This window comes from Selenomonas ruminantium AC2024 (assembly GCF_000687995.1).
GTDB lineage: Bacteria > Bacillota > Negativicutes > Selenomonadales > Selenomonadaceae > Selenomonas_A > Selenomonas_A ruminantium_B.
The window spans coordinates 1,293,790-1,305,463 of the sequence record NZ_JIAC01000001.1 but is presented as its reverse complement, the minus strand read 5'-3'; the positions used below and the strand labels follow the sequence as shown (position 1 = coordinate 1,305,463).

The 11,674-nt window shown below is 50.5% G+C and carries 11 protein-coding genes, 4 tRNA genes and 1 other annotated feature; all 15 genes read right to left on the bottom strand.

The window, feature by feature from the left end:
• Window positions 1-5: 5 nt before the first annotated feature.
• Entirely contained in the window at window positions 6-3,725 is a 3,720-nt protein-coding gene (gene rpoB / locus P157_RS0106080) for a DNA-directed RNA polymerase subunit beta (protein WP_026760218.1), read from the bottom strand.
• A gap of 317 nt (window positions 3,726-4,042) precedes the next feature.
• The gene (rplL, locus tag P157_RS0106075; RefSeq protein ID WP_026760217.1) at window positions 4,043-4,411 is read right to left on the bottom strand and encodes a 50S ribosomal protein L7/L12; all 369 of its coding nucleotides are present in this window, start codon (window positions 4,409-4,411) and stop codon (window positions 4,043-4,045) included.
• A gap of 65 nt (window positions 4,412-4,476) precedes the next feature.
• Window positions 4,477-5,016, bottom strand: a complete 540-nt coding sequence (rplJ, locus tag P157_RS0106070) for a 50S ribosomal protein L10 (protein WP_026760216.1) — start codon at window positions 5,014-5,016, stop codon at window positions 4,477-4,479.
• A 37-nt stretch (window positions 5,017-5,053) separates the two neighbouring features.
• Window positions 5,054-5,194, bottom strand: a sequence feature (ribosomal protein L10 leader region).
• Window positions 5,195-5,248: 54 nt separating this feature from the next.
• Window positions 5,249-5,929: a 50S ribosomal protein L1 gene (gene rplA, locus P157_RS0106065; RefSeq protein ID WP_014423821.1), complete on the bottom strand. Its 681-nt coding sequence runs from the start codon at window positions 5,927-5,929 to the stop codon at window positions 5,249-5,251.
• A gap of 65 nt (window positions 5,930-5,994) precedes the next feature.
• On the bottom strand, window positions 5,995-6,420 hold the full coding sequence (gene rplK, locus P157_RS0106060; protein WP_026760215.1) for a 50S ribosomal protein L11: 426 nt from the start codon (window positions 6,418-6,420) through the stop codon (window positions 5,995-5,997).
• A 38-nt stretch (window positions 6,421-6,458) separates the two neighbouring features.
• Complete coding sequence (nusG, locus tag P157_RS0106055) at window positions 6,459-7,007, bottom strand: transcription termination/antitermination protein NusG (RefSeq protein WP_026760214.1); 549 nt, start codon at window positions 7,005-7,007, stop codon at window positions 6,459-6,461.
• A gap of 16 nt (window positions 7,008-7,023) precedes the next feature.
• Window positions 7,024-7,197, bottom strand: coding sequence for a preprotein translocase subunit SecE (gene secE / locus P157_RS0106050; RefSeq protein WP_080695392.1), 174 nt, complete (start codon window positions 7,195-7,197; stop codon window positions 7,024-7,026).
• 37 nt (window positions 7,198-7,234) lie between these two features.
• Entirely contained in the window at window positions 7,235-7,384 is a 150-nt protein-coding gene (gene rpmG, locus P157_RS0106045) for a 50S ribosomal protein L33 (RefSeq protein WP_014423817.1), read from the bottom strand.
• A gap of 172 nt (window positions 7,385-7,556) precedes the next feature.
• Window positions 7,557-7,633, bottom strand: a tRNA-Met gene (locus P157_RS0106040).
• A gap of 5 nt (window positions 7,634-7,638) precedes the next feature.
• Window positions 7,639-7,714 (bottom strand) — tRNA-Thr (locus P157_RS0106035).
• A gap of 12 nt (window positions 7,715-7,726) precedes the next feature.
• Window positions 7,727-7,802 (bottom strand) — tRNA-Met (locus tag P157_RS0106030).
• A gap of 41 nt (window positions 7,803-7,843) precedes the next feature.
• A tRNA-Met gene (locus tag P157_RS0106025) sits at window positions 7,844-7,919 on the bottom strand.
• A 123-nt stretch (window positions 7,920-8,042) separates the two neighbouring features.
• Window positions 8,043-9,317 carry a diphosphate--fructose-6-phosphate 1-phosphotransferase gene (gene pfp, locus P157_RS0106020; RefSeq protein WP_026760212.1) on the bottom strand — a complete coding sequence of 425 codons (1,275 nt, stop codon included), beginning with the start codon at window positions 9,315-9,317 and terminating at the stop codon, window positions 8,043-8,045.
• An 86-nt stretch (window positions 9,318-9,403) separates the two neighbouring features.
• Window positions 9,404-10,717 carry a DEAD/DEAH box helicase gene (locus tag P157_RS0106015; protein ID WP_026760211.1) on the bottom strand — a complete coding sequence of 438 codons (1,314 nt, stop codon included), beginning with the start codon at window positions 10,715-10,717 and terminating at the stop codon, window positions 9,404-9,406.
• Window positions 10,717-11,589: a type I methionyl aminopeptidase gene (map, locus tag P157_RS0106010; protein ID WP_026760210.1), complete on the bottom strand. Its 873-nt coding sequence runs from the start codon at window positions 11,587-11,589 to the stop codon at window positions 10,717-10,719. The genes P157_RS0106015 and map overlap by 1 nt, the downstream gene beginning before the upstream one ends.
• Between the last annotated feature and the right edge of the window lie 85 nt (window positions 11,590-11,674).

The following is an 11,674-nucleotide window of genomic DNA, read 5'->3' as shown; positions in this document are numbered from 1 at the left end:
CCTTCTTATTCCTCACCATTATCCGTATCTTCTGCGCCAGGTTCTACAATGGAACCGAGGCTGCCGATATCGGCAATGATGTCGTCCGGCTTCTCATCATCCGAAGGTGCTCCCTCATCATAGGAGTCTTCCGTTTTCGGTGCAGCAGCACCTTCCTGCGTGGGGTCAACGCCAGCCACGTCAAAATCAAGTTTCTTAGCCGTTTCGTTGATATCTTCGTCGTCCTCATCCTGCAAGGAAATTTCCTTGGCATCTTCGTTGAGAACCTTGATATCGAGGCCAATGGACTGCAGTTCCTTAATGAGTACCTTGAAGGACTCCGGTACACCCGGTTCCGGGATGTTTTCGCCCTTGACGATTGCTTCGTAAGCCTTAACACGGCCTACCACGTCATCGGACTTAACCGTCAGAATTTCCTGCAGCGTGTAAGCGGCGCCGTATGCTTCCAGCGCCCAAACTTCCATTTCACCGAAACGCTGACCACCGAACTGAGCTTTACCACCCAGCGGCTGCTGCGTAACGAGGGAGTACGGGCCGGTAGAACGGGCATGAATCTTATCGGCAACCAGATGATGCAGTTTAAGGAAGTACGTGCAGCCAACGGTTACGCGGTTTTCGAACGGTTCACCAGTACGGCCATCATAGAGGACCGTCTTGGCATCGTCAGCAAGACCTGCCGCACGAATCGTACCAAATACAGCTTCATCGCTTGCACCGTCGAATACCGGCGTAGCGATATGAAGGCCTGCAACATCCGGAATCGGCATACCATTCTTGTCGAAGTCATAACCAGCTTCACGCAGGCGTGCTTCAACCGTCGGATCGCCATCCTTAATCTGCTGACCGAGGACCTTAACAGCCATACCCAAATGAGCTTCGAGGATCTGACCGATGTTCATTCGAGACGGCACGCCCAACGGATTCAGCACGATATCGACAGGAGTACCATCCGGCAGGAACGGCATATCTTCCTGGCGCATAATGCGGGAAACGACACCCTTGTTACCATGACGACCTGCCATCTTATCGCCGACAGAAATCTTACGTTTCTGTGCGATGTAAACGCGTACCAGACGGTTTACGCCAGGCGGCAGTTCATCGTTGTTTTCACGGGTGAAAATCTTAACATCGACAATCTTACCCTGTTCACCATGCGGTACACGCAGGGAAGTGTCGCGAACTTCACGGGCCTTTTCACCGAAGATGGCGCGCAGCAAGCGTTCTTCAGCGGTGAGTTCCGTTTCGCCTTTCGGCGTAACCTTACCGACGAGAATATCGCCAGGACGTACATCGGCACCAATGCGGATGATACCTTCTTCGTCGAGGTCTTTGAGTGCTTCTTCCGCCACATTCGGAATATCACGAGTGATTTCTTCAGGGCCGAGTTTCGTATCGCGGGCATCGCATTCGTATTCTTCAATATGAATGGACGTATAGAGGTCGCGTTTTACGAGGTTTTCGGACAGAAGTACGGCGTCCTCGTAGTTGTAACCTTCCCAAGGCATGTAGGCAACAACAATGTTGTAACCCAGTGCCAGTTCGCCGTGGTCCGTAGCCGGGCCGTCAGCGATGGGCTGTTTTTCCACGACTTCATCGCCTTTGTAGACGATAGGAATCTGATTTATGCAAGTTCCCTGGTTGGAACGGATAAATTTCTGGAGTTTGTAATGGTCAAGTTCACCATTCTTCGTGCGAACTTCAATGTAATCAGCCGTTACATTTTCAACCACACCGGCGCGCTTAGCCAGAATCATAACGCCGGAGTCGCAGGCTGCTTTGTATTCCATACCGGTACCAACGAGCGGTGCCTGCGTACGGAGCAGAGGTACAGCCTGACGCTGCATGTTCGCACCCATGAGGGCACGGTTCGCATCGTCGTTTTCCAGGAACGGAATCATAGCCGTTGCAATGGAGAACACCTGACGCGGGCTAACGTCCATGTAGTCAACGGATTCGCGGGTATGCAGACCGGTTTCCTCGTTGAAACGGGCCGTTACACGCGGGTTAACGAACCATTCGTTTTCGTCGAGCGGTTCGTTGGCCTGTGCGATTACGAGCTCATCCTCTTCATCAGCGGTGAGGTAACGCACTTCATCCGTTACACGGTGGGTTTCCTTGTCCACACGGCGGTACGGCGTTTCCATAAAGCCGAACTGGTTCACGCGGGCATAAGTAGCCAGAGAACCGATAAGACCGATGTTCGGACCTTCAGGAGACTCTACCGGGCACATACGGCCGTAGTGAGAGTTGTGTACGTCGCGGACTTCGAAGCCTGCACGCTCACGGGACAGACCGCCCGGGCCGAGGGCCGACAGACGGCGCTTATGCGTAAGTTCGGACAGCGGGTTGTGCTGGTCCATGAACTGGGACAGCTGGGAGGAACCAAAGAATTCCTTGATGGCTGCCACAACCGGACGGATGTTGATGAGTGCCTGCGGCGTGATAACATCCACATCCTGAATGGTCATGCGTTCACGAACGACACGTTCCATACGAGACAGACCGATGCGGAACTGATTCTGCAGGAGTTCACCTACAGCACGCACGCGGCGGTTACCCAGATGGTCGATATCATCCGTATTGCCTACACCATCCATGAGGTTCAGCAGGTAGTTAATGGACGCAATGATATCGTTCTTCGTGATGGTACGGTCATGGATATCGAGCGTCGGCGAGCACAGCAGCTTCATACGGCTGCCGTCTTTCTTCAGCAGATAGAGCTGTACGATTTCACCTTCGCCGAAAATCTGACGTTCACGCTCGATGTCAACGGCATCCAGCATGTCTTCCGTAACCACTTCGCCCTGCGGAATGACGATTTCGCCCGTTTCCTTATCCACAATGGGTTCTGCCAGCACTTTGCCCAGAATACGGCGCTTCCAGCCCAGCTTCTTGGTCAGCTTGTAGCGGCCAACCGTAGCGAGGTCATAGCGCTTCGGGTCAAAGAACAGCGAATCCAGCAGCTGCTGAGCATTGTCTTCATTGGCGGGTTCACCCGGACGCAGACGGCGGTAAATTTCGATTACAGCCTTGCCTTGGGATTTTACATCCTCGCCATCACGTTCCAACGTGTTCATGATGCGGGGATCTTCGCCAAAGAGGTCAATGATTTCTTCATCAGTAGCAAAGCCAAGGGCGCGAATGAAGTAGGTCACCGGCATCTTACGGGTACGGTCGATACGAACGGAAACCACATCATTGGTATCCGTTTCGAGTTCAATCCACGCACCACGGTTCGGAATAACCGTTGCATTATAAAGATGCTTACCCGTCGGGTCAATTTCCTCTCCATAATATGCACCTGGAGAACGAACCAACTGGCTGACGATAACACGCTCTGCACCATTGATGATAAACGTACCGGTATCGGTCATGAGCGGGAAATCGCCCATGAATACTTCCTGTTCTTTAATTTCGCCTGTCTCACGGTTGATAAGACGGACATTTACGCGGATAGGTGCAGCCAGCGTTACGTCACGCTCTTTGCACTCATCGAGCTCATACTTGGGCTCACCCAGCGAGAAGCTCTCAAAGGACAGCACGAGATTGCCCGAGAAGTCCTGAATCGGCGAAATGTCATTAAAGATGTCCTGCAAACCTTCATCAAGGAACCACTGGTAGCTGTTCCGCTGGATATCCAGCAGATGCGGCATTTCCATGACTTCCTTGATTTTAGCATAGCTATACCTGGTTCTTTTGCCTACCGGCACAGGATTAAATAACAAATCCTTCACCCCTTAGCCTGATTTTACTAGAATATTATTTCTTGAAATGAAGGGCATTATAGCGCGCTTAAAGAAACGGAATGGATGAACAAGAAAAAAAACAAGGTCTAACCTAACTTTACACCTTGCTTCCAGTTCCTTTCCGCTTGCGCACACTAATCCCTATTCAATTTCCTGTAGTTTACAATATTAGCATCTTTCTTCAAATCTGTCAAGGGCCTGTCCTTGGCAAATTTGAAAAAATAACAATTGATAAAAAAAGGGACGCTCCCGCAGGAACGTCCTCTTTGTTATTGCTAATTGTCAGCAAACTGAAATTACTTCAGTTCAACCGTAGCGCCAGCTTCTTCGAGCTTCTTCTTGAGTTCTTCAGCTTCAGCCTTAGCAACGTTTTCCTTAACAGCAGCCGGAGCGCCATCAACGAGTTCCTTAGCTTCCTTCAGGCCGAGACCCGTAGCTTCACGAACAGCCTTGATAACGTTGATCTTCTTGTCGCCAGCGGAAGCGAGCATAACCGTGAACTCGCTCTTTTCTTCAGCAGCACCTGCAGCAGCGCCACCAACAGCAGCAACTGCAACCGGAGCAGCAGCGCTAACGCCGAACTTTTCTTCCATAGCTTTTACGAGCTCAGACAGCTCGAGGACAGTCATGTTTTCAATGGCTTCCATGATTTCTTCTTTAGTCATTTGAATATACCTCCAAAAATCTTTCTTGTTAATTCTTAATTAATTATATAGGAAGAACTCGCAAATTATGCGGATTCTTTCTGAGCGCGAACAGCGTCAAGCACATAAACAGCGTTGCGAATAACACCCTGCAGTACGTTGACCGTATTGCTGATAGGAGCATTCATGCTGCCCAGCATCTTGGCGATGAGTTCTTCGCGAGACGGCAGGGATGCCAAAGCCTTAACTTCGTTAGCATCAATAACCTTACCTTCAACGGTACCAACTTTAACAGTCAGCACTTCGTTTTCATCAAGCTTGTTCTTCTTGATGAAGCCGCAGATAACCTTTGCCGGAGCAATAGCATCCTCCGTGGAGAATGCGAAAGCCGTGGTGCCCTCAAGATGAGCATCGAAGCCTTCGATACCTGCTTCTTTCGCTGCCAGGCGGAGCATCGTGTTTTTAACAACATGGTACGTTACACCAGCGGCGCGAAGTTCACGACGGAGCTGCGTATCCTGAGCAACCGTAAGACCACGGTAGCTGGTCAGCACAACACCTTTAGCATTCGTCAGCTGATCCTTAAGTTCAGCAACGATAGCCTGTTTCTTCGTCAGATTTGCCATTTTCTAATTACACCTCCTGCCTGTTTGAGATTTATTAAAGCCTGTAAAAAAACCTCCGGCTGCGTCCGCCGGAGGTAGAATTTTCAAAGTTCATCTGCTCCGGCCTCGGCAGGCGACAAATTGTCGTTAGATGATAAATTATCAAACCTGCTGTCTACAGCCATCGTTATACAGTTGTCGGAACATTACGTTCCTGAGACCGGAGCCTCGTTTCTGAACCTTCTCTAAAAGATTAGAGCTGCACCGGGATGCCAGGGCCCATCGTTGCGCTAACCGTGATGGAGCGCATGTACTGGCCTTTAGCAGCCGCCGGTTTTACGCGGTTCAGTGTATCAATCAGGGCCTGGAAGTTCTGCTGGAGCTTCTCAGCGTCGAAGGATGCCTTGCCGATCGGGCAATGCACGTTACCGGCCTTATCGGTACGGTATTCGACTTTACCTGCTTTAATCTCGGATACTGCCTTCGTGAGGTCCATGGTAACCGTACCCAGTTTCGGGTTCGGCATGAGGCCGCGGGGGCCGAGAACCTTACCAAGACGACCGACAGTGCCCATCATGTCCGGAGTAGCTACTGCGACATCGAAGTCGAGCCAGCCGCCCTGGATCTTCTGGACGATTTCATCGGAACCAACGAAGTCTGCACCTGCAGCTTCTGCTTCCTTAACCTTTTCGCCCTTAGCGAAAACGAGTACGCGCTTGGATTTACCAGTGCCGTGCGGCAGTACCATAGCGCCACGTACCTGCTGATCAGCATATTTCGGATCTACGCCGAGACGTACGTGCAGTTCGATGGTTTCATCAAACTTCTTCGTAGCCGTCTTCTTAACGAGTTCCATAGCTTCAGCAGCCGTGTAGAACTTGCCAGCTTCAACGAGCTTGCAAGCGTCCTGATATTTCTTACCAGCTTTAGCCATTGTAAGTTTTCTCCTCTCGTGGTAATAACGGTTATTGCCTCCCACAGGGATGAAACGTGAACTTATTAGTCAACGATTTCGATACCCATGCTGCGAGCCGTGCCCTCGATCATGCGAGTAGCAGCCTCGATGTCAGCAGCGTTGAGGTCTTCCATCTTGCTTTCTGCAATCTTCATTGCTTCAGCGCGCGGCAGCTTAGCTACCTTGTTCTTGTTGGGTTCGCCAGAAGCCTTGTCGATCTTAGCAGCCTTCTTCAGAAGTACAGCAGCCGGCGGAGTCTTCGTGATGAACGTGAAGGATCTATCTTCGAAAACCGTGATTTCAACCGGAATGATGAGACCAGCCTTATCTTTGGTTCTTTCGTTGAATTCCTTACAGAACCCCATGATGTTGACACCAGCCTGACCAAGTGCCGGACCTACCGGAGGAGCCGGATTAGCCTTACCTGCAACAACCTGAAGTTTTACAACCTTAGAAACTTTCTTTGCCATTTATATTCACCTCCCAAAAAGGATTTACGCGGTTTCAATCAGATAGCTTCTACCTGATCGAAACCAAGGTCAATCGGGGTTTCCTCGACGAGAACCTTGAGACGGCCCTTTTCAGCATCGATAGCTGTAATGGTGCCCGTGTAGTTCTCGAAAACGCCCGAGTTGATACGAACCACATCCCCGACCTCGACATCGAGTTCAGGTTTGAGCTCTTCCTCGCCCATGGATTTCAAGATACGTTTCGCTTCAGCATCGGTAAGCGGAATCGGGTGTTTTTCAGAACCAACGAAACCGGTAACACCGGTAGTGTTGCGCACAACGTACCAGGAATGCTCATCGACAATCATGTCAACCAGCACGTAACCTGGGAAGACTTTTCGCGGAACAACTTTTTTCTTGCCGTCCTTGATTTCGACCTCATCCTCAACGGGAACCACAACATTGAAAATCATGTTGCTCATGTTGGCCGTATGAATCAGGCGTTCGAGATTGGCCTTAACCTTGTTCTCATAGCCCGAATAGGTATGCACTACATACCATGCTCTGCCAGGATTGTCCTGCCGCAGATTCATCTCTTCGTTTGCCATGCTGCCCTCACTTAGCTTACCGTAAAATGATGTGGAACAATCTTGCAAAGATGGTATCACAGAACCAAATCAGCGCGCAGACAATTGCTACGGCGATGCCAACCACGATTGTGTAGTTGACCAGTTCTTTTTTGGTCGCCCATGATACTTTTTTCATTTCGGCGATTACTTCGTCTATGAATTTCTTCACAGTTACTTCACATCTCCGTTCAATCCGCTAGAAGCGATTATTTCGTCTCTTTGTGCGTCGTATGTTTCTTGCAGAACTTGCAGTACTTATTGAACTCCAGACGATCCGGGTTGTTCTTCTTGTTCTTGTTGGTACGGTAGTTACGGCTATGGCACTCCGTGCACTCCAACGTGATATTGTTGCGCATCTCTTATTTACACCCCTTACGCTCAGAAACTATGACTCTTTCACAATGTCACTAATACAATTTAGCACACTTAGAAAAGCCTGTCAACAAGAAACCCTTGACAAGTCAAAAATTTTCTTACCGACATAAAACATAAAATAAAACCCCTGATACAGGGGTTCATTAGTAAATTTGGTGGCGGCAAAGAGATTTGAACTCCTGACACTGCGGGTATGAACCGCATGCTCTAGCCAACTGAGCTATGCCGCCATATATGGAGCTGATAACCAGGATTGAACTGGTGACCTTATCCTTACCAAGGATACGCTCTACCGACTGAGCTATATCAGCAACATTAACATTTGGTTGCGGGAATAGGACTTGAACCTATGACCTTCGGGTTATGAGCCCGACGAGCTACCGACTGCTCCATCCCGCGATTACTTTATCATAACCTGTCAGCCTTGTCAAACATAAAATTGGTTGCGGGGACAGGACTTGAACCTGTGACCTTCGGGTTATGAGCCCGACGAGCTACCGACTGCTCCACCCCGCGATAACCTTCGCTCTGTTGCGCTGTCGCGCTTCATCGCTGTGCCGTATCGGCGGCTGACAATAAAAGATTATAGAGCAAAAAAAAGAGGGTGTCAACCCCCTTTTTTAAGTTTTTTTGATTTTTTTATGCTTCAGCCGTTACTTCCTGTTCTTCCGGGAACAGATAGCTGTATCTTTCCTTGAACTCTGCCGGTTCCATACGGTAGGCATTGGCCAGGCCCGGGTCATCCAAATCGCCTTTTTCGAGGCGCATCATCAGACCGCGGGCAATCTGATAATGAACAGAGTTGATATTGACCTTGCGCACCATGGTCTTGCCAGTAGCCGGGTCCTTGATGTCTTCGAAACGCATGGGAACGGCTTTGTTATCCTGAATGGAAATCAGGGCGCCGCTGTCGCCGGACATCAGGAACTGTACAGCAGAGTAACCAAGCTGACGGGCATAGTCGATATCGTAAGCAATCGGTGCCGTGCAGCGCAGCTCATAGCCGATTTCCTTATCGATGATGCTGACCTTGATGCCCAACTTCTTGACTTCTGCCAGTACAGCCTGCTTGAGGATTTCACCGAAGTCGAGTTCGCTGTAGCGGATGTGGCCATGTTCGTCAGTGACCACCGTGCCCAGCTTCTTGAAATCTTCCGGTGCAATCTTTTCGATAACGCCTTCCGCGATTACAGCCACGCCGTAATTCTTGCCGGTCAGGTAACGCTTCACGATAGCACCCGTGATGATGTCCACCACCTGCTGCAGGGGAATCTTGTCTTCCGGGAATTCTTCCGGAATGATGGTCAGTGCTGCGCCGGCGCTGCGGCCCATGCCCAGTGCCAAGTGACCTGCGGTACGGCCCATGGCGATGGTGAAGTACCAGCGGTTGTTGGTGGTGCGGGCATCTTCCATCAGGTTTTCTACTTCCTGCGTACCGAATGCTCTGGCGGTTTCAAAGCCGAATGTCGGAATCCCCTCCGGCAGCGGCAGGTCATTATCAATGGTCTTCGGCACATGCACTACATTGATGGTGCGGCCCATCTTGCGGGCATAATCAGAAACAGCAGCAGAGCTATAAGCCGTATCATCACCGCCGATGGTCACGAGATGCGTAACACCGAGTTCCGTCAGCGTTTCCACCACCGTGCGCAAATCCGATTCCTTCTTCGTGGGATTGAAGCGGGACATCTTGAGAATGCAGCCGCCGGTCAGGTGAATGCGGCTGATGTTCTTCGGTTCCAGACGAACGTAATTCTTCTCACCGCGAGCCAGACGGGAAAAGCCGTCATACATGCCCAGAACATCCCATCCCTGACGGGTGGCTTCATTAACCACACCAGAGATAACGCTGTTAATGCCGGGAGCAGGTCCCCCTCCGCAAACCACGGCAATCACATTTTTGATACCAATCATGACAAATCCCCCTTTATTTAGTCTACAATGGTAAAAATTCGACTAAAAAGGGGGATTTCCTGCTTTATTATGAAATTTTCAGCCTGTTAATGCTTGCCCATATGGGAACGCTTGGTGGCGTTGGATTTATTTCTGACTTTTGCCCGGCGGCTGCGGTCATTTCTGCCCTTATGAGCTGCACCTTTGCGGTTGGCGTATTTGGATAAAGGTTTGGCCTTGGCCTTTTTCTCCTGCCGTTCCTTTTTGATTTCGTCCATAATTTTGGCCTGGTTTTCCAAACGTTTATGATGGCGCTCGGAATGTTCCTTGCGGATACGGCTCTTGATACCGGACTCAATGCGGCGCAGCAAATCATACTGGCGGGCGTTGACGAAAGTCACGGCCTTGCCATCCTGCCCCGCCCGCCCTGTACGGCCAATGCGGTGGATATAGCTTTCCGTATCATGGGGAATATCGTAGTTGAATACATGGGTCACGCCTTCGATATCGAGGCCACGGGCTGCAATATCCGTAGCGCAGAGAATCTGCAGTTCCGCCTTGCGGAAGCGCTTGAGTACCAGTGCACGCTGTACCTGGGACAAGTCACCATGAAGCTCGTCCACCAGATACCCACGGGCTGCCAGCGCCATCGTCACCATATGTGCCCGCTGTTTCGTATGACAGAATACCATGGCCAGATACGGATTATCGCTGTTGATGCACTCACAGAGGCGGTCAATCTTATTTTCTTCCGTAGTATCCAGAATAACCTGCTCGATGGCATCCAAAGTGATGTGCTCGCTCTGGATTTGGATATTTTCCGGTGCTTTCATATACTGTGCAGCCAGGGCTTTAACCCGCGGCGGCATAGTGGCGGAGAACAGCATAAACTGACGGTCAGCAGCAGAAGCTTTCAATAATACTTCTACGTCTTCGATAAAGCCCAGCTTCATCATTTCGTCAGCTTCATCCAGAACCACCTTGTTCACATGGCTCAAGTTGATAGTCTGACGACGCAGATGGTCCAGCAGACGTCCTGGCGTGCCGATGATGAGCTGAGGATGGCGGCGCAGTTTCTGCTTCTGACGTTCAATATCCTGCCCGCCGTAAATAACCAGCGAGGATATGCCTGCAGCTTCGCCGACAATAGACGCTACCTTAGCCACCTGAATGGCCAGTTCCCGCGTCGGAGCCACAATCAAAGCCTGCGCCACATCTGCCTGGGGCTTGATTTTTTCCAGAATGGGCAGCAGGAAAGCCAATGTCTTGCCTGTGCCGGTCTGAGCCTGCACGATAACATCCTTACCGGCTCTGGCCAGCGGAATGGCCTTTTCCTGTACCGGCGTTGCCTCGCGAATTCCTTTTTTCGCCAAGGTTTCGCATATTTCCTGGGAGATGCCCAGTTCTTTGAACATAGTCATTACGACGAAAGTACCTCCGTGCCTGTTTCCGTAATCAAAATCGTCTTTTCCCACTGAGCGGAGAGCTTGTTATCCTTGGTGCGCACTGTCCAGTTGTCCTTGCTGTCAACAACCACGGTCTTCTTGCCCTGATTAATCATGGGTTCTACCGTCAAGACCATGCCCGGCACCAGCAGCATGCCTGTGCCAGCTTCGCCTTCATGGGCCACAAAAGGTTCCAGATGGAAGTCCTTGCCCACGCCGTGGCCACCCAAATCCGTCACGACCGAATAGCCGTTGGCATGCGCGTAGTCACCGCAGGCAGCGCTGATGTCCCCCAAGAAGTGCCAGGGCTTAGCGGCAGCAATGCCTCGTTCCATGCACTCTTTGGTGACCCGCACCAGACGTTCCGCTTCTTCCGATACTTCCCCTACCATAAACATACGGGAAGCATCTGCATAATAACCATTCAGCGTGGTGGTGATATCCACATTGACAATATCCCCTTCCTTGAGGATGGTCTTTTTCGAAGGAATGCCATGGCACACCACTTCATTAATGGAAATGCAGCAGCTCTTGGGGAAGCCTTCGTAATTCAGGCAGGAAGGATAGCCCCCCTTGGATTCGATGAATTCACGCACCGCATCATCAATCGTGGCCGTATCCACGCCCGGCTTAATCAAGGAAGCCGCCAAATCCAGCGCGCCGTCATTGACCACGCCAGCAGCTTTTATCATTTCAATATCATGCTTGTTATTGATGATTTTCTTGGGCGGTCTGACCTGTCCCTTGAAGGCGTTATACTTAATCTCGCTAATCCGTTCATCAAAATCTGCGTGGCATTTTTTATATTTCTTGCCGCTGCCACACCAGCAAAGTTCATTTCTCTGCATAAAATGCACAATCTCCTTTAAGCTTTTTCCTAATATATTGCCCATACTGTCGTCCTAATAATACACAATAACCTATTATAACGCC